This is a genomic window from Moorena sp. SIOASIH (genome assembly GCF_010671925.1).
GTDB lineage: Bacteria > Cyanobacteriota > Cyanobacteriia > Cyanobacteriales > Coleofasciculaceae > Moorena.
In genome coordinates this window covers 80,230-98,558 of sequence record NZ_JAAHIH010000008.1, presented here as the reverse complement: position 1 = coordinate 98,558, position 18,329 = coordinate 80,230, and the positions used below count along the sequence as shown (strand labels likewise).

20 protein-coding genes are annotated in these 18,329 nt (G+C 43.6%); 6 read left to right on the top strand and 14 right to left on the bottom strand.

Going from position 1 to position 18,329, the window contains the following annotated elements; translation table 11 throughout:
• Positions 1–50 precede the first annotated feature (50 nt).
• The 4 genes from F6J90_RS38555 to F6J90_RS38540 all read right to left on the bottom strand — a co-directional run bounded on the left by F6J90_RS38555 (position 51) and on the right by F6J90_RS38540 (position 4,500).
• Positions 51–1,691, bottom strand: coding sequence for a hypothetical protein (locus F6J90_RS38555; RefSeq protein WP_293106719.1), 1,641 nt, complete (start codon positions 1,689–1,691; stop codon positions 51–53).
• A 379-nt stretch (positions 1,692–2,070) separates the two neighbouring features.
• Positions 2,071–2,988 carry an NAD(+) kinase gene (locus F6J90_RS38550; protein WP_293107210.1) on the bottom strand — a complete coding sequence of 306 codons (918 nt, stop codon included), beginning with the start codon at positions 2,986–2,988 and terminating at the stop codon, positions 2,071–2,073.
• A 207-nt stretch (positions 2,989–3,195) separates the two neighbouring features.
• The gene (locus tag F6J90_RS38545) at positions 3,196–4,173 is read right to left on the bottom strand and encodes an SDR family oxidoreductase (protein WP_293106717.1); all 978 of its coding nucleotides are present in this window, start codon (positions 4,171–4,173) and stop codon (positions 3,196–3,198) included.
• Between the two features lie 222 nt (positions 4,174–4,395).
• Positions 4,396–4,500 carry a PetM family cytochrome b6-f complex subunit 7 gene (locus F6J90_RS38540; RefSeq protein WP_063747919.1) on the bottom strand — a complete coding sequence of 35 codons (105 nt, stop codon included), beginning with the start codon at positions 4,498–4,500 and terminating at the stop codon, positions 4,396–4,398.
• A gap of 161 nt (positions 4,501–4,661) precedes the next feature.
• Here F6J90_RS38540 and pdxA point away from each other — a divergent pair, with 161 nt between their 5' ends.
• Positions 4,662–5,762, top strand: a complete 1,101-nt coding sequence (gene pdxA / locus F6J90_RS38535; protein ID WP_293106714.1) for a 4-hydroxythreonine-4-phosphate dehydrogenase PdxA — start codon at positions 4,662–4,664, stop codon at positions 5,760–5,762.
• 21 nt (positions 5,763–5,783) lie between these two features.
• Here pdxA and F6J90_RS38530 read toward each other — a convergent pair whose 3' ends face one another.
• Entirely contained in the window at positions 5,784–6,158 is a 375-nt protein-coding gene (locus F6J90_RS38530) for a hypothetical protein (protein ID WP_293106711.1), read from the bottom strand.
• Positions 6,159–6,603: 445 nt separating this feature from the next.
• On the opposite strand from F6J90_RS38530, the gene msrP reads away from it, so the two are divergent.
• Positions 6,604–7,590 carry a protein-methionine-sulfoxide reductase catalytic subunit MsrP gene (gene msrP, locus F6J90_RS38525; protein WP_293106709.1) on the top strand — a complete coding sequence of 329 codons (987 nt, stop codon included), beginning with the start codon at positions 6,604–6,606 and terminating at the stop codon, positions 7,588–7,590.
• A 160-nt stretch (positions 7,591–7,750) separates the two neighbouring features.
• Here the strand turns inward: msrP and F6J90_RS38520 are convergent, their stop codons facing one another.
• Positions 7,751–8,377: a methyltransferase domain-containing protein gene (locus tag F6J90_RS38520; protein ID WP_293106706.1), complete on the bottom strand. Its 627-nt coding sequence runs from the start codon at positions 8,375–8,377 to the stop codon at positions 7,751–7,753.
• A gap of 107 nt (positions 8,378–8,484) precedes the next feature.
• Here F6J90_RS38520 and hemH point away from each other — a divergent pair, with 107 nt between their 5' ends.
• The gene (gene hemH, locus F6J90_RS38515; protein WP_293106704.1) at positions 8,485–9,648 is read left to right on the top strand and encodes a ferrochelatase; all 1,164 of its coding nucleotides are present in this window, start codon (positions 8,485–8,487) and stop codon (positions 9,646–9,648) included.
• Positions 9,649–9,781: 133 nt separating this feature from the next.
• On the opposite strand, the gene F6J90_RS38510 is transcribed toward hemH, so the two are convergent.
• The 7 genes from F6J90_RS38510 to F6J90_RS38480 form a co-directional block, all read right to left on the bottom strand.
• Positions 9,782–10,411 (bottom strand): hypothetical protein, encoded by a 630-nt coding sequence (locus F6J90_RS38510; protein ID WP_293106701.1) that lies wholly within the window; start codon positions 10,409–10,411, stop codon positions 9,782–9,784.
• A 167-nt stretch (positions 10,412–10,578) separates the two neighbouring features.
• Entirely contained in the window at positions 10,579–10,878 is a 300-nt protein-coding gene (locus F6J90_RS38505) for a hypothetical protein (protein ID WP_293106699.1), read from the bottom strand.
• 244 nt (positions 10,879–11,122) lie between these two features.
• Positions 11,123–11,593 (bottom strand): hypothetical protein, encoded by a 471-nt coding sequence (locus tag F6J90_RS38500; RefSeq protein ID WP_293106696.1) that lies wholly within the window; start codon positions 11,591–11,593, stop codon positions 11,123–11,125.
• Between the two features lie 38 nt (positions 11,594–11,631).
• A complete protein-coding gene (locus F6J90_RS38495) occupies positions 11,632–11,886 on the bottom strand; it encodes a hypothetical protein (protein WP_293106693.1) in 255 nt (84 codons plus the stop codon).
• A 7-nt stretch (positions 11,887–11,893) separates the two neighbouring features.
• Positions 11,894–12,043: a hypothetical protein gene (locus tag F6J90_RS38490; RefSeq protein ID WP_293106690.1), complete on the bottom strand. Its 150-nt coding sequence runs from the start codon at positions 12,041–12,043 to the stop codon at positions 11,894–11,896.
• A gap of 252 nt (positions 12,044–12,295) precedes the next feature.
• A complete protein-coding gene (locus F6J90_RS38485; protein ID WP_293106688.1) occupies positions 12,296–13,228 on the bottom strand; it encodes a class I SAM-dependent methyltransferase in 933 nt (310 codons plus the stop codon).
• 367 nt (positions 13,229–13,595) lie between these two features.
• Positions 13,596–14,942, bottom strand: a complete 1,347-nt coding sequence (locus F6J90_RS38480) for a transposase (protein WP_293107207.1) — start codon at positions 14,940–14,942, stop codon at positions 13,596–13,598.
• 293 nt (positions 14,943–15,235) lie between these two features.
• On the opposite strand from F6J90_RS38480, the gene egtD reads away from it, so the two are divergent.
• Positions 15,236–16,267, top strand: coding sequence for an L-histidine N(alpha)-methyltransferase (egtD, locus tag F6J90_RS38475; protein WP_293106685.1), 1,032 nt, complete (start codon positions 15,236–15,238; stop codon positions 16,265–16,267).
• A gap of 64 nt (positions 16,268–16,331) precedes the next feature.
• Here egtD and F6J90_RS38470 read toward each other — a convergent pair whose 3' ends face one another.
• Positions 16,332–16,469, bottom strand: coding sequence for a hypothetical protein (locus tag F6J90_RS38470; RefSeq protein WP_293106683.1), 138 nt, complete (start codon positions 16,467–16,469; stop codon positions 16,332–16,334).
• 20 nt (positions 16,470–16,489) lie between these two features.
• On the opposite strand from F6J90_RS38470, the gene ovoA reads away from it, so the two are divergent.
• On the top strand, positions 16,490–17,842 hold the full coding sequence (ovoA, locus tag F6J90_RS38465) for a 5-histidylcysteine sulfoxide synthase (protein ID WP_293106680.1): 1,353 nt from the start codon (positions 16,490–16,492) through the stop codon (positions 17,840–17,842).
• A gap of 130 nt (positions 17,843–17,972) precedes the next feature.
• Complete coding sequence (locus F6J90_RS38460; RefSeq protein WP_293106677.1) at positions 17,973–18,197, top strand: DUF433 domain-containing protein; 225 nt, start codon at positions 17,973–17,975, stop codon at positions 18,195–18,197.
• Positions 18,198–18,329: the final 132 nt, after the last annotated feature.

The following is an 18,329-nucleotide window of genomic DNA, read 5'->3' as shown; positions in this document are numbered from 1 at the left end:
GATCAGGCTTCTGGGTGGGGAGTATCTCAATCATTCTCTCAATCAGAAGCTCAGAAGGGTGGCTCAGTTATTGAGGGTTCTGCCTTGAGGATTGCTATTCCCAAATCTGTAGTGGAAAGCGATCGCGCCTCAAACAATGCCATCATGTCACGAGGCTTGGGATTACCGCGAGATGCTCCTGCTAGACCTCTGGCAATAACTAAACCACAATATCCCTGATTTTCACAACCTTCCTCCCACTGCTGGCGGGCAGCAGCATGGTTGGTATCGGTTTCAGAAAACTCTCCTAACAAATAAAGACTGCTGTTTTCTGTTTGGATAATGCCGAGGTCGTAGCGTGTGCCCTCAAAGGGGTCTTCCCCTGAATTAAAGCAAATCCCTTTGAGTCCACCAGCAGTCTCGATCTGTTCTATCAACACTTGTGCCTTTGGTCGGGTGGTTTGAATCAAAATAACTGGCATGCCTTCCCCGATTGCTTTGATATTCTGAGACTGATAGGATTTGACACCAGAGCGAATGGATTCTATTGCTTCCCAAGACATCATGCCCAGCTTGAGGAAAGCATCCTTTGGCACAAGGTCATCCCGTAAGGGTATGGTCATCGACCCTGACTCGAAATCATCTTCCTCAGATTCAATTGCCATCTCTAACAACTCATCTGCCAGGTCAGGATGGGTGTTAACTTTAACACTAACAGTAGATTTTGGTTCTAGGGGTACCGGGATGCGGTAGCGCTTACCAATCTTGGGTAAGTTTTCGTCATCTAATTGCTCATGGTAATCCTGAACAAATCGCTGAATCGCTTCTAGGGCAACATAAATTGCGATCGCTTCTTCTTCATAAATATAAGGTCGCATTCCTTCCAAGGGATGGACTGTACCAAAGCCAGGTACAATCTCTGATACTGGCAAATCAGCTAAATCAATATCATCCTCTTCATCCTCATCTTCCGTATCATCACCAAACCGCCCGAAGGTTAAAAACAAGCAATCTTGCCCTAAGAAAGCTTGTTCCATCTTGTCCCACGAGTCATCTGCCAGCACTGATGAGCGGAACCGTTTCAGAGAATCCCAAGAGCGATATAGTAGTACCCCGTACTCCATACCCAGCATACCCATTACTGATACGTATAGGGTTTCTACATCCCAGCGATTTAATTCGATCGAGATAATCTGATGATCAGCCACTACTTCCCAAGCAGCTTCATGCCAAATTTCATAGGCTTTTTCTATGAGTAGGTCAGCATACTTAGGTGGTAACTGGGGTTGTCGAGTAGCCGCCATTTCCTCAAATCCCCGAAACAGTTCGTCAATCAAGGGTAAATTCGGTACATAATCAATTCCAATGTCTAACCCTTGAAGGACACCTCGCAAAAAAAACTGAATTTCTCGGTTACGAACAACAATCTTTGAGGGTCGTGCTGGTCTGGCGGGGCTTTGGGGATGTTCCATGGCTTGCATAAGGGCACGAACAATCGCTTCTGGTCCCATTGTTGGTGATACTAAATCCATTGCCCTGACAATGCCTTCTGAGCCATCCACCCAAAGAATGCAATCATTATGACCCTCACCATCCGGCTGTTGATGATTGTTACCAATAACTGACAGGGGACGGCGGTCTCCCTCCCACACACTGGAAGTCTGTTGTAATTTATTGAGCCGACGACGAGTATTGCGATTCAAAGCAGACATAGAATAGTTTGGGTTGATTGCCTAAGTACCGACCATGAATAGCCAGTTGCTGGTGGATACTCCTATCTTACCGGGGTATAGTTGCACAAGCCCCCCTGATCCGAAGTTGCATTTGACAGATTACGTAATATATGGATATTGGACACCACCAGACCCCACCAGAAACTACCAGATCGAGATTAATAGTACTAGGTGGTATGAATACAATTTTCGAGCAACACGTTCAGGAAACCCTTATGGTTATTTGATTCCAGCTAATTGTGTTCTCGTAATATTCAGGAGCAATCACCATTTTTGACACTCCTGCCTAACCCCCCTTGACCCTTGCTAGGCTGTTTAATTCTTAATTTAGACTGAGGAGCTTACAGGAACAATAGCCCTAAGGCAACTCCACAGAGGTCGGTTTAGCAATGTGTGGCAATCCCCACCCCAACTTTTCTCGCAAAACTCTGAAAAACTCTGGTGCTTGCAAACGGATAAATCGAGCTGAGTAAGGCGATCGCTTAACTTTTATTTTATCTTCTGGTATTACGTAGCAACCACCATTTCCATCAACTACCATCACCATCGAATTGGGAGTAGCGGGAAAAATGCTTAATTGCTCTGTGTCGGCAAAGACTAATGCCCGAGATGCCAAAGAATGGGGACAGATGGGCAACAGTTGCAACACCGGCACCTCAGGAGTTAATACTGGTCCTCCAGCACTTAGAGAATAGGCAGTAGAGCCAGTGGGTGTGGAAACAATTATACCATCAGCTGCAATATCCACTGGTGCGTGATGTCCTATTTGTACCTCAAAATGGCACATACTCGTCAACGGTTCCCGGTGCAATACCATTTCATTTAAACAAAGTGCCTCCCACCAAATCCTCTCATCTCGCAGGATCTGCACAGAAAGCATCGACCGTTCTTCTATAACATACTCTTGTGCCATGACCTGTTCCAAGGCAGAAGGCAACTGATTGACATAGGTTTCTGTCAAGAAACCCATGTGACCTGTATTCACCGTTAGCAAAGGGATCCCTTGGGGAGCCACTTGGCGACAAGCGGCTAGTACTGTACCATCTCCCCCTAATACAATTGCGAAAGCCATCTGGTCATCAAAACCAGGGGGGGCTAGTTTGTCCATCGGTGTATGACACACTGGTGATTGAGGACTCGAATAACCGAGAATTCCCCCAACCCCTGTCGCCATACACACTTCCCAACCCGCAGTCCTCAATTGGTTGTGCAACTCTTGAGCAACGCTACAAGCCATTGGTTTAAGGTCGTTGTAGATAATGCCTGCTTTTGGTATACTCACCAGTCCCTGTCTTGAACTACTTGAAATAAATTATCTGGAACATCATAGACAATTGTCATTTAATCAGGTAATGTCTTGATGCAGTCGCCCTATGGGGACCGGCTGTGTGGTCACCCTTGCGGGAGCACCTTGGAAGCCTCGTTGAGACCAACTTTTGCCCCACTGGCTCCCCAAGACCTCGCTGCATCTTTCCAGGAAATACTAGGATTTAGATTTAAAAGGAGTCCTCTTCTTAGACTTCTTTTTAGCTTTCTCGTAATCGATTTCTTTGAGCTTATTCATAATCCGGTTAAAGTACTCTTGCAGATATTCTTCCAAGGTTGTGGTTTCCTTCCGGTCTAGGCCAAAGACCTCGTATACCTCCTCCATCGGTGCATCCAGAGGTTTCCCGCTAACTAGCACCTCAGTAAAGGCAAGCCGATCTGCCACATTCCAACCCCACTGAAAAAATCTCACGAATCGGCGCACACCCCGCAAAAAATTTATTGGGAGTCGGGCTATTTTAGCATCTTTACCGGACAACCGCTCACACAGGTTAATGATTTCGTAGGTACTAAAGGCTCTGGTTCCCACAACCGGGAATGTCTGATTTACTGTTTCTGGAACTTCAAGAGCGCGAATGCCAAACTTAGCGATATCCTGGCTGTTCATATAGGCGATGGGAGAGGTTTCTCCTGTAATCCAAACCGCCTGTCCATCCAAAATCGGGATCGCATACTGGCCGATTAAGCCTTGCATAAAGCCACTCGGTTTCAATATTGTGTGTGGCAATCCCGATTCTGCCAGAAATAGTTCTGTACAGTGCTTTATTTCCATCAGTGGGACATGAGGAAAATTCTCACTTCCCAGAATTGAGAAAAAGACATATCTTTCTATACCAGCAGCCACAGAAGCTTGAATCAGGGCAACTTTCCCTTCCCAGTCTACCTGTCTGATGGTCAGAGAATCTGTTGGTCTCGATGTTGCCGCATCAATGACAGCTGTGATCCCTTCCAGGGCTTTTGGCAGGGTTTCTGGAACACAAAGGTCCCCTTGTACTAGTTCGGCTCCCCATTCTTTTAGGAAAGAAGCTTTTCGTGGACTGCGTACAAGACAGCGTACCTGATGATCCTCGTCCAGTGCACGACGAACCACCTGTCTTCCTAAGGTGCCAGTTGCACCGACGACCAACAAGTTCATTATAGTAATTTTAGTAAGGAATCTTAAACTTTCTATAAGATTCTATCAGAAATTTTGTCGATCTCTCATTTTCCAGCTAGTCAATAGGCAACGCCATCGGGTGAGGGGCGTGGGAGAACGGGTGTAGGATAAGACAGCATAAGTGATGGATTTGGAAGAAAACTGTGAAAGAATCCTTGACCAAACCCCACAGCCGTTACCCCATAACCCATTCACTAGAAACTATTCTGACACTCCCTGGATTTTGAGTAATAAGAAGCCTAAGCCCAAACCCACAAGAATCAGGGTGAAGGACAAAAACGCTGCATTGAAAATTTCTGTACCCATTGTTTTATGATCTCCTATGTACTTTTGTTACAAGGTATCATGACTAGGGTGCCCGAATATAGCAATGCTATGGAAATCCTGAGCAAGACTATTTCAGCAAAGGGGTTAGGGTCCGGGAGTGTTCAGGAATGATGTCAGACTTGTCAACAAACCATCAGAACATGTCTTTGACAGGAAAACTTAACTCACCACCAAGGCGTCCTCGGTTAGCGGTGACCTTGGGAGATCCGGCAGGCATTGGACCAGAAGTTGTCCTCAAGGCATTGGCAGATTCCCAAGTCACTAGCAATTGTGAGATAACGGTGATTGGCAATCGGTACCTCTTGAATGGGGCTTACACCCAGCTACGTCAGCAGGGGATTGAAGATGTAGCTACTTTAGCTTCCCCAGAGAGATTATCAATAATTGACATTGAGTTGGATTATGGACAACGGCCTCAAATCACCCCAGGTGTTGGTAATGCTGCTAGTGGTGCTCTTAGTTTTATGTATCTCGAAAATGCGATCGCACTCACCCAACGTGGTCAGTTTGATGGTATCGTGACCGCACCCATTGCCAAGTCTCTCTGGAAAGCCGCAGGACATGATTATCCCGGTCAAACTGAAGTGCTAGCCCAGTATTCTGGTGTCAAACAATTTGGGATGCTGTTCGTAGCGCGATCGCCCCATAGTGGTTGGGTCCTACGTACACTTTTAGCTACCACACATATTCCCTTAAGTCAAGTACCAAACACCTTAACGCCACTATTGATGGCGAGTAAACTAGACTTACTGATCGCCTGCTTGGCTAGTGATTTTGGCATCAAGAAACCTCGAATCGCGATTTCTGGGTTAAATCCTCATAGTGGTGAGCAGGGTCAGCTAGGTTGTGAAGAACAAGATTGGCTGATTCCCTGGCTAGAGCAAGAGCGCCAGCAACGCCCGACTATCCAATTAGATGGACCTGTACCTCCTGACACGCTTTGGGTAAAACCTGGTCAGGCTTGGTACGGCAACCACCAGCAGTACGCTGATAATGCTTATGATGCTTATTTGGCACTTTATCATGACCAGGGCTTAATTCCTGTCAAACTCATGGCATTTGATCGAGCGATCAACACTACCATCGGTTTACCGTTTGTGCGCACTTCTCCTGATCATGGCACAGCATTTGATATTGCCGGTCTTGGCATTGCTAACGCTACTAGCATGAAGGCTGCAATTAGCCTGGCTACTGAACTGGTGAAGCAAAGGTTGAGTAACCCTTTAGCTATCAGTGGTTAGAACTTGCCTTGTACTCAACCTTTACTCTCTTAGTGGAACCGCCAACTGGACTTTTTGAGTATTACGATTAGTTGGGGATTGAGGAAACACATTCAGTTCTTCCTGCTGGATGGTATCCCCAAAAACTATGTCTACATTGTCCCTTGAACCAACCTTGAACTTAGGCTGTAAATTGTTACCTAAGCCTTCCTTTTCCTCCAGCTCTAGTGATGTTGGGAAAAAGGTGCCATAATCGTCTGAGACGGTGCGACCATTAACTTGGCGGAGGGTGTCACCAGACAGGGTTACTGAACCGCTTGGCTCACTAGACTGTGCTCCTGACTGAGCATAGGCAAGAGGTACCAATCCCACAACTATCCAGCCGATTCCTACTATAACTAGTGTTTTACGGATCATCAGCTTTCTCCTGGTTTTTTTATTTACGTTATTTTATTTATTTATTTTTATTTTAGTAGTCATGACATTAATCTGGCATCCGAATACATCCTTAGAAAAAAAAATCAGCGGTAGTAATTTTAACTATAACTTTGCACAAGCATAACTTAAGCTATCAGCTATCAGCTATCAGCTTTTCAATAAAAGAGGTAAGCTTTGGCCTTGGCCTATGGTCACGCTACGCGAACGTTTAATCTGAGTGTAAGCATTAAGCTGTGCTACGCGCACGCTACTTGAGGTGCCAACGGCTGACAGCTGACGGCTGATAGCTGAATGCTTACCTTAAGGTTTTAACCCACGCTATCAGTCAAGGTGCTACTTGAAAAGCTACCCTTGCCAGCTATAAGCTCGACTAGCCTCAGAGGCTGACTGCTAAAAGCTCACCGTCAACAATATCACTTACTTTATGACCATCATTCGTGTACCAAAGTCCTGGGAACTGCCAGAGCAACAAGTCACCTCAGAAACGGCTTATTCTAACCGACGTCGCTTTCTCAAAAATTTAGTTGGTGCCAGCCTAGGCACTGGAATGCTATCAATTCTTGGTTGTCAAGGTTCCTCTGCCTCAGACAAAGCTCTTTGGGAAACCCTAAATCAACCCAAGTTCAAATCCTTAGCAACTAATCCAGCTTTTGCCAGTGTTGACAGACCCATCACTGATGAGGAGCTCGCTGGACAGTACAACAATTTTTATGAATTTGGGGGCAATAAATCGATCTGGCAAGCAGCCCAAAATTTACCAACTAAAGACTGGAAGCTAGAGGTGACGGGATTAGTCAAAAATCCCCAAACCTATGACCTAGATGATCTGCAAACTAAATTTCCCATCGAAGAGCGGATCTATCGCTTCCGCTGTGTAGAGGCGTGGTCAATGGTGCTACCCTGGATCGGATTTCCGATGAAAGCGCTGATCAAAGCAGTAGAACCTACTTCAGAGGCTAAATTTGTGCGATTTACCTCCTATTATGACCGCAAAATTACGATTGGTCCAGGCATACACCTTGGTTCCTTACCTTGGCCTTATACCGAAGGTCTAAGTGTTGAGGAAATGGCTAACGAACTAGCATTTTTTGCTATTGGTATTTATGGTCATCTATTACCCAAGCAACATGGTGCTCCTATTCGCATGGTACTGCCCTGGAAATATGGTTTTAAAGGAGCAAAATCCATAGTCAAAGTCGAGTTTTTAGCTAACCAGCCAGCTACCTACTGGAATACTATCAATTCCTATGAATATGACTTTGAGGGAAATGTTAACCCCAATAAGCCTCACCCCAGATGGTCACAAGCGACAGAAAGATTCATCAGTAGCGGTCCCAACTTATCCTGGGAAAAACGACCCACCCTACCTTACAACGGTTATGGGGAATATGTAGGTGAGCTGTATGGTTGAAGCTTATTTGGTTGTTCGCCTTTGGCGTTGGTGTAGGGTAGGTTGAAGGTTGTTCGCGTAGCGTGGCCGAAAGGCCAAGGTTGAAGGTTGAAGGTTTAAAGTTGAAAGTTGTTCGCCCTTGGCCTTCCCTTCAGGTAGGTTTTTTGGTTACTGTCGGCCTTTACCCTTTGGTCACCTGAATCACCTGTAAACTACCACCTGCGTGCAAAGAGCGATCGCATACCTTAAACCCCACTTGCTCAAGCTCCTTGACCAAGTCAGTCTCCAGTAATTGCCAAGCTGTCTCGGTCTCAAACAACCACATAAATACCGCTAACCCTGGCCAAAACAAAATATTAGTTGGCTTGTGCAAATCCACCAGGGTAAACACTCCTCCTGGTTTAAGCACCCGGTAAACCTCCTGAATAATCTGCTGCAACACCTCAGGGGTCATTTCATGGAGTGCTGCGCTGGTGTGAACTAGATCAAATTGAGCATCTGGAAAGGGCATCTGTTCAGCCAAACCCTCTACATAGTTGGCCTGGGGAACATTCCGTTGCGCTCGTTCTAGGGATAGTGGCGAAATATCTAAGCCAGTGACATGCTCAGACAATTCCACCAAGAACTGGGTTGCCTGACCACTGCCGCAACACAGATCTAGCACTTTGGTTCCTGAATGAATTGTTAAGCCCTGTAACGGTAGCTGGCGGAATCGTCTCTCTCCACCCACGCTCAAAGCCGCGATCCGGGAAATCGTATCATACAGCCATTGGTACTGATAACTCCAAGCTCTAAGAACTGTTGCCACTACTCACTCCTTGGTAAAGATCTGTGTTTCTTGTTGCAAATTTAAGTTAAAAAATATATTGTTAAAATCAGTAACAAATATGAAAGTTATGGGAAGCTGTGTTAACTATGGGTCGTGTTGGGGTATTATTGCTTAATCTAGGTGGGCCAGATCAGTTAAAGGATGTTCGTCCCTTTCTATTCAACCTGTTTTCTGACCCGGAAATCATTCGCCTGCCTTTTCCCTGGCTGCAAAAACCCCTGGCTTGGCTAATCTCCACTAAGCGTGCTAAGATATCCCAGGAGAACTACAAGCAAATTGGTGGTGGTTCCCCTCTACGGAAGATTACAGACGCCCAGGCTCAAGCCCTCCAGGAACATTTGCAAACGAAAGGGCAAGAGGTCAGTGTCTATGTAGGAATGCGTTACTGGCATCCTTTCACAGAAGAAGCGATCGCAACCATCAAAGCCGATGGTATCGAACGCTTAGTTATTTTACCGCTTTATCCCCAATTTTCCATCAGCACCAGTGGTTCTAGCTTCCGTCTGCTAGAAAGTCTGTGGAAAGAAGACCCAGACCTGAGCAAGATTGAACACACAGTCATTCCCTCCTGGTACCAGCAGCCACAATACCTACAAGCCATGGCTGATTTAATTGCTCAGGAACTCGATAAGTTTTCTAATCCCGATCAAGTTCATATATTCTTCAGTGCTCACGGTGTACCCATCAGCTATGTCACAGAAGCTGGAGACCCCTACCAGCAAGAAATTGAGGATTGCACTTCCTTAATTATGAAAACCCTCAACCGCCCCAATCCCCATACTCTGGCCTATCAAAGTCGGGTTGGTCCGGTAGAATGGCTCCAACCCTACACTGAAGATGCGTTGCAAGAACTCGGAGCTAAGAATACTCAAGAGTTGCTGGTAGTCCCGATTAGTTTTGTCTCAGAACATATCGAAACCCTCCAAGAAATTGACATTGAGTATCGAGAAATAGCAGAAGAATCAGGAATTAAGCACTTTGAGCGGGTACCAGCCCTCAATACCCATCCCCTATTTATTGAGTCTTTGACAACTTTGGTAGTTGACGCTCTCGAATCACCCAGCCGTGAACTCTCCGATGTGATTCGTCCGCCAAAGACAGTCAAAATTTACCCTCCCGAGCGCTGGGAGTGGGGCATGACTACAGCAGCAGAAGTTTGGAATGGTCGTCTGGCTATGATTGGGTTTATTGCTTTACTGTTGGAGTTAATTAGTGGTACTGGACCGCTACATTTTGCTGGGTTGTTGTAAATTTCTTCAAGTTACAACGGAAACGGCCAAGTCAATATCTACCAGATCTAATTGGAAGGGGGGGCAAGTAATCGTCCCCCTCGACTGCTCCCAATAGGAGTTGGTCTGATGAGTTGCTCCTTGGCTTTAAAACTTAAAGTTGCCCTCTAATCTTACTAAATATCCAATCGGGAATAGCATGTTCCGTGTCATATACTCGGTCATACTTTTGTTCAAGTTGTTGCCAAGCAATTGAACTGTCTCCTAAAACTTCATGTTTGAACATCTCTAGGGCTTTGCCAGACAAGCCTTTTTCTAAACACTTTTTCATTGCTAATCGACTTTCATCTATTTCACCAATACATTCAAAGGGTGTATGTTCAGCTAGTCCGATCATTTCTCTGAAAATAGGGAGTAAGTCATCATCATCAAACAAATTGGAGCCAAAGACTGCATCTACAGATCCTGGCTCGAAGACAGCCATCAAACCTAGCCATACATAATCACACTTGGGACATTTCTTGCACCAAGGTTTTTGAATATTGCAGGAGTGGATTTTAGGCAGCACCTCGGGATATTTGGCGATATTTTTGAAGATGCGGAAGTCATAGATGGGCTGCAAAATACCGAAATAAGAGAAATTAGATAAGAGATTTGCTTGAATGAATTCATTCAACTCTTTTTCTGCTTCGTAGCCTTTGCCCCATTGATGGTTAACTTCTTTACCTAGTTTTTCCCAGAATAAATTACCAGTATTGGCACTTTTTTCATGGGCTAATGCCAAGTAGTTGTATCCCTAATGCAGCATTAGAGGTAAGGATTCAAAGATAGAGACAGGAGTTTCTGGAACGATAATTCCTGTATTGTCTGGAAAATATAGGTGAAGAAAGGGATAGTCAATAAAGTCATCGTAGATAGAAATTTTATGCTTTTTAATGGGGGTGACGTGTTCTAGGACTCCCGAAATAAATTGTGTTGGATATCGGCTTTGCCATAAACACTGTGGGAGTATTGCATGGAAGCAAATGGAACATCTGCTTCTTGTAGCATTTTCATAGCTACGATACTATCTTTACCACCACCACAGCCTGCAAGTACGGTAGAGTTATCGCCAAATATAGAGATGGGTTTGCTATTGCTTAAGCTAGCTTGTGAATAGATAAGTTCAGGACCAGGGTAATCGGTTATATTATTTTCATACCAATGTTGACCAAAGACTCCTTGATATATCTTGGTAAATAGCTCTAACACTCACTGGCTGACTTAAATTTTCAGCGACAAGGTTAATATCATAGTATTTAGGAAATAGTGAACTCAGTTTCATGCCCTCGAATAAGGCAATATAAGCAGCGATTTGATTAATTACTGCTTGAGAATATTTGCTGGCCAGTAAACTGAAGGATACATCATGGTAAAAAACTTTAGTTGAAAAATTGAAATTATCTGCACTATAGATAATATCCAAATGATGTTCGTGAATGGTTAATTTATATAATTACTCTAGTATTTTTTCTTTAAATAATGAAAGGACATCAACCGAACTATTAAGAATACATTTTTTAAAATAAACTTCTAGCAAATCTCGATATTCACCATCAATTTCATGGTTATAATCAAAATTAATTACATCATACTTTACTTGAATTACATCTAAGGCGTTTTGGATATCTTCTGCTGTTATAAATCTTTGATAGTTATTCGGCTGTTCGTAATTTTCTATATAAAAATTATATAATTGATGGTAACAAGAATCTGAACTTGCTTGATACATCAAAAAAATACCACTGGGTTTGAGCAATGTCCTAATATGCTGTAGGATATCCTGAATTTTATTAATGTCTACAGTATAAAATGAATGAATTGCCCAAATAATATCGTAGTAGCTACTTTTGGGAATTGCTGTTTCAATAGTTTCTGTAGAAGATAATAACCCTTGATTTGCCTGAAAGTGTTTTAATTTATTCAACACTGAACTACATTGATTCAGACAATAGTCTGAAACATCTAGCAAATCAGATGATAGCTTGAGTTCACTATCAATTTTTTATCTAATAAATCTGGGAAAAATCCTGTTCCACAACCTATATCCAAAAGTTTTATTGTATCACTTCCAAATGAATCGATTATTTTTAAAAAACGATGATTATTAACAAGCTCTTCGTAATCTATCCAAGTAATTTTGAACCAAGAGTCTAGATCTAGATTACTTTTTTGATAGTAGTCTTGAGAAGGATTGAGATTGTCAGTGTTTTGTTTCATGGCTGTTTCAGATGTAGGATATATAGCAATTATCATAGCTATGAGGTACACAATTTCTGGATTTTAGGGAACAGGGAACAGCGATGCAGCGCGGTCTTGGGAAGGCAGCGCGGTCTTGGGGGTTCCCCCCATGAGCGACTGCCGTGGTTTCCCCCATGAGCGACTGCATCAAGACGGGAACAGGGAACAGAGAAGAGGGAATTGGGAATTGGGAATAGGGATGTGCTGCATCAAGAGGTGCGACCCGTGGCGAATTTAATTCTTAATGGTAAGAGCGCACCTAACAGGGAATCAAAGTTAAAGAAGACTGTACCTCATAACTGCGAGAAACGCTATATTTTTTTTTGCTACTAACTAACTTAAGGCGGGATGGTGGAGCGGCCCACCGTCCCGTTAGAGTTTTACCACTTTAAGCGGATACCCTTTCTTTTTCAATATAAAATAAAATTCCGGAGTGTGGAAGCATTATTTCTCCCCCCTCCATCTTTTGCGAACTCGTGCCAAAGTAGTCTAGGAGCAGTCGCAATTGTAAGGGTGAAAAAAATTCCGTGTTGGCACCAACTATAAAATTTAGTAACTGTTTCCCCAATTCAGACTCTTTGTCAAAACATTTTGTAATGTTTGTTGTAAAATCAATTTTTTCTTGACGAAACGGTAAATTTATTTCAGTTAGTAGTTCCTTTACATCATCGCTAAACCACGGATAATTTCCGTATAGTCGCTGAGTTGCATGGTAAAAAGGTTCATTCAGTAACTGTCTTTTAGCTACCCCTAAAATTACCATTCCTCCTTCCCGGATAAGTTCGTAAATTTTCCGAAATAAGGTTTTAATGTCAGAAAAGTAGTAAAGGGAATGAATTAACAGTATGATATCAAAACCTTGACGTGATTGAAAAGATTCAAATCCAACAGTATTAATTGTAAAATTAAATTTACCGGTGTGATCTATCCTGATTTTATCACACCATTCTTGTGCTTTTACACATTCTGCTTCGTTGGGATCAATGCCGACGAAATGGATAGTTTTGTTTAGAGAAAGAAGCTTTTCCAAAAAAGGTTTCTCAAACAATCCGCTCCCACAACCGATGCTAAGGATGCTGTAATCTTCTTGTGAAGACATCTTATCGTCTATAGTCTGAAGTGTCGCTTCAAGCATCATCTCTTGTTCGTTCTGCTGACTGCGATAGGCAACTTGGCCATCCATATATTCTTGGTCGTTGAGTTTGACTATCTGTAGTCTTGGATCTGAGAATAAATATGCGATCGCAGATTTTTGCAGGCTCTCCAGGGTGCCTACTGAATCATAAAACCCATCGGTCAAACTCTCATTTGTTAATGTCATCTATTTTTATTTTTTGTGATTAATACATCTAATTTTAAGTGCATCAAGACCAGGATCCCCCATCCTGCGGTTATGTTTTACGGGGGTTTCACCCACTCGCGCTTTGCATTAAGACGCCGTTTTTCATGTGTCAGACCACTCAACTTCTCAAAATTAGTGATGAATTCATTATCTCATATGTGGTGCTCAAGTTAACCTGGATTGCTAAGATCACACTATAGATTATTTGTCAATCTAATTTAGATTTAATTTAGATAGATGGATTTGCCCTGCCCTCAGAATCGACAAAGTATAGCTAAATCTCTGAGTTCGCTGTCCAAAGTAAGAGCTAATGAAGCTTCCACCACCTGAACGAGGTGGTGGTGTCTTATGCTAACTTAGGATTATCCCTAACCCACAAGTCACATAGACAAGCCCAGCTTCTAGGCGGTCGTCCAGATCTTTTGCTGGAACGACCCTCATCGCCATTTCTGCGAGTGAGTTTAAACACACCTCTAGCACCGATATTGTAAGCACCATTTAAATCTGCGTTAAAGCGCTTACCTGAGGAGAAGGTCGCTAGGGAGTATTTTTTTGAATTACGTTTAACCGTACCAGAACCATCATAGGCAAGTTTCGAGGTGTAAGCCGCCACAACCTCTATAACTTTTCCGCCCAATTCAGTCCATTTCATTTCGGTGAAATTGCGGATTTTTGCTTTAAGCCATCCGTGAAACCTTTGCCGCAGGTTAGATCGTTTTCGTCCACCTTTTGGTTTCCATCCATTAAGGTTCTCAAACACAATAGCTTCAGAATTGAACTTCTCGGCAATCTCAACAATCCGCTTAGAAACAATATGGCCGATTTGATGGTTGATTCTTCGGCATTTTTGATAGGTCTTAGAGCAAAATCCTTTGTGAAGTTTTCCACCTTTGCCCATCGTTTTAGATGCCCGCACAGATACGGACTTTAGCCGTTTGTCCCTACGGTCTATGTCTCTCCCCGGGTGAATAAATTCTCGGTGGATTACAGTGCCGTCATGAGTTACAACCGCTATTGTTGCCGTAGTATTAATACCAAGGTCTACAGCTGTTACATTTGCCTTTGGCTTTCTCTTCTCTGGCTTACAAGTGAATGGAACAGATAGATGGCAAAACCTTTCATTGAATACCAATGAAGGTGACATCATCTTGTTGGTGGCCACTAGATGGCGATCTCTTAGTCCGGTGATTTGAACTATAGTCCAAGCCCAGTCTGAACCATTAAAAACTTTGATTTCTACTTGGCCATAACCATGCAGTTTATAACACTGTCCCTTGTAAAGAGAGGGATAGCAGCCAGTGTCTGCGTTTAGTTTTGGTGGCTTTGCATCCTTTCTTTTTCTGTTCCCCGATTGCCACTCTCGATAACGAGTAACAAAACTACTTACAAGACCCGCAGAAAATGCAATCGCAGCGCGTCGCAGATAGCTGGGGAATTTGTAAAAGGATTTATTGAATTGGGGGTATTTTACATCAGGACGTTTAGCTGTCTGATGCATAAGTTTCTCGACAGCCGGAGTCAGCTGATCTGCTGTTAACTCTCCCAGTTCAGACCAGTGAGCATAAATGATGCCAACTAAATACCGACAAGCACGGCGATACACCTTAACCGTCTCCCCAAATAATAACTTCTGATCGGGAGTTGGATTAAGCTGCCACTTGTCAGTTCTGATCACCTTAGCTGGCTTCTTCACGCTTTCTAACAAATTCTCCTACAGTTAATATTGTAGCCTACAAAATATTAGACGACAATCGCCCATTGATGTCCCCACTTTTTTTTGCTATTGTTATTGCCGTGGACTAACCACCACCTGGACGTTCGCGTAGCGTGGCCTACGGCCAGGTGGGGTAATGCGTCACACGACTTGTTCAAAACTGGTAAAAATTATGGTACTCTTAACCGGTGCTAATCAGATCATGTCTTAATCAGTATAAATGTACTGTTTTTGGAAAACTGTTTTTGGAAAACAAAATTTAAAAGAGTATTATGTCAACAACTTTTCAAGAGACCACAGAGAATCTGAGATTCAGTGAGGATCGCCTGGAAATTAACTATCTCGGGAGTGCCAACCTGCCTACTGCAACAGATGATGGCAAAGATATCATTAGAGGATTAACCCAAACGCCTAAATCTTTGCCACCTCGTTACTTTTACGATGAAAAAGGCTCCCAATTGTTTGAGCAAATCTGCGAGTTACCGGAATATTATCCCACCCGCACAGAAGCAGAAATTTTACAACAGTATGCTGTAGACGTTGCTCAATTGACGGGAGCTTGCGAATTGGTGGAACTCGGTAGTGGCAGTTCTACCAAAACTCGCTTGTTGTTGGATGCCTATGAAAGTCAGGGATATCCCTTGCGCTATGTTCCTATTGATGTCAGTGGGGAGATTCTTGAAGAGAGTGCCAAGCAGCTGTTGCTGGATTATCCCAAGTTAAAGGTTCAGGGTCAGGTGGGAACCTATGAACAGGCCCTGAGCCAATTAACTCCAACACCATTACCTAGTCGGATGGTTTTCTTTTTGGGTAGTAGCTTGGGAAATTTTGCTCCTGAACAGTGCGATCGCTTTTTTGATAAAATGATAGCTTTACTAGCACCAGGAGATTACTTTTTGCTGGGCATTGACTTACAAAAACCCAAGCAGATTCTGGAAGCTGCCTATAACGATAGTCAGGGGGTGACTGCGGCATTTAACCTGAATATGCTGGCACATCTGAACTGGCGTTTCCAAGGAAATTTTGACCTGGATCGGTTTACCCATCAGGCGATTTATAATCAATCGGAAAGTCAGATTGAGATGTATTTACATTGCCAGCAGACCCATGTTGTGCGCTTAGCCAGCCTAGATTTAACGGTTGATTTCCAAGCAGGAGAAAGCATCCTTACAGAAATTTCTCGCAAATTCAATTTGGAACAGATGCAGCACTATCTTAAAGGTCGGGGACTAAACACAGTTCAGGCTTGGACTGATACCAAGCAATGGTTTGGTTTACTCCTGTGTCAGATACAGGGTGTGTAATCGACGTGTAAGCATTTAGCTATCAGCTATCAGCTATCAGCTATCAGTTATCAGCTCTCAGTTATCAGCTAAAGGCTGACGGCTGACCACTGACCGCTGACCACTGACGGCTGACCGCTGACGGCTGATCGCTGACCCCTGACCACTGAGCGCTGACTGCTGACCGCTGACCACTGAATATAGACACCCCTAAGTTGAGCAATAGTATTTGGAACTCAAACCATGGATACTCTCCAATCTACTCAATTCCCTCGCCTTGACACCTGTAGTCGCGAATCTATTCTCAATTACTTTAAAAATTCATGGGAACTCGAAGATGTTCTGATCAAAAGTCTGGTTGGGGAAGAAACATTCTATATCAGTCCCGATCCATTAAGAAACCGTCTGATTTTCTATTTGGGTCACTCCGCTGTCTTCTACATCAATAAATTCCTTAAGGTTGGGTTATTGGATAAACCCATTAATCCTAACTATGAAATCCTGTTTGAGATTGGTGTGGACCCGGAAACTCCTGAAGAACTCGATCAAGCAACCAAAGATATCCACTGGCCGAAAGTGGAAGAGGTTTGGCGCTATCGAGATCAAGTCTATGGGGTGATTATAGAAACTATCAAAAGGACTCCTCTGAATCTGCCAATTCATCAAAATCATCCTCTTTGGGCGCTGATGATGGGAATTGAACACAGTCGCACCCACTTTGAAACCTCTTCGATGCTGATCCGACAACTGCCTGTAGAGCGGCTTGAACGTCCTGACAGCTGGAATTATGCTGTTTCTAATGGCAAGGTTTCGAGGAATGAAATGCTCCAAGTTTCTGGGGGTTCGGTAGCACTTGGGAAACCAGAGGATTATCCTATCTATGGCTGGGATAGTGAATATGGCAATCGTTCGGTGGAGGTTAAACCGTTTTTCGCCAGTCAGTATCTGATTACCAACGGAGAATTTCTGGAGTTTGTGAATGATAATGGCTACGATAATCCAGATTACTGGGATAAAGAATCCTGGACGTGGAAGACAACCTATAATATCAAGCACCCTAAATTCTGGATACCTACTAATGGTGGCTACAACTATCGAGCGCTGTTTGACGAGATTGACCTTCCTCTCGATTGGCCGGTTGAAGTTAATCACCATGAAGCCATGGCTTACTGTCGTTGGAAGGGTAAAGGGATTCGTTTGATGAGTGAAGCGGAGTGGAATCTTGCCACTGCTGGCAGGGATGAAAGTAGCACAAATTTCCAGCAAGACCCCTTTGCGATCGAGGATTACAATCTAAATCTCAAGTTTGGCTCACCTAGCCCAGTGGGTATGTTAGAAACCGCTAAAAGTCCTGCTGGACTCTATGACTTACGGGGGAATGTATGGGAGTGGCTGAGTGATGACTTCAAGCCACTACCAGGATTCAAGCCCCATCGGCTCTATGAAGATTATTCTGCTCCCTTCTTTGATACCCAACATAACATGATGCTTGGTGGTGCTTGGGTGACTACTGGAACAGAGGCATCTACATTCTATCGTAACTGGTTCCGTCCTTACTTCTACCAACATGCTGGGTTTAGAATTGCGGTTTCATAGCTTTTTGTTGTCAAAAAAGGTGTAAGCATATGCGCTACTTGAGATGCTACTTGAGGTGCTATCAGCTATCAACACCGGACCTGTGGGACTTCTTTTAACATTGAGTTAAATAACATAATACTAACAAACTATGGACTATCGCGATATCATCACCATCGAGCCTGGAAAACGCAGTGGTAAACCCTGCATCAGAGGCATGCGCATTACCGTCTACGACATTTTACAATATCTGGCCGGGGGAATGACAGAAGCAGAAATTCTAGAAGATTTTTCTGAACTAACCTCCGAAGACATTAAAGCCTGTCTTGCTTTTGCAGCAGAGGGTGATAAAAAGTTATTCGTGGTATCTTTGTGAAACTTATTTTGGACGAAAATCTTTCAGATCGCATTATCAAACTCTTCCCATTTGATAACAACAAAGACCTAAAAACGGCTCTACCAACAGACCCTTAGCAACCACGACTATAGCGCAGGAATTCTCACCTAA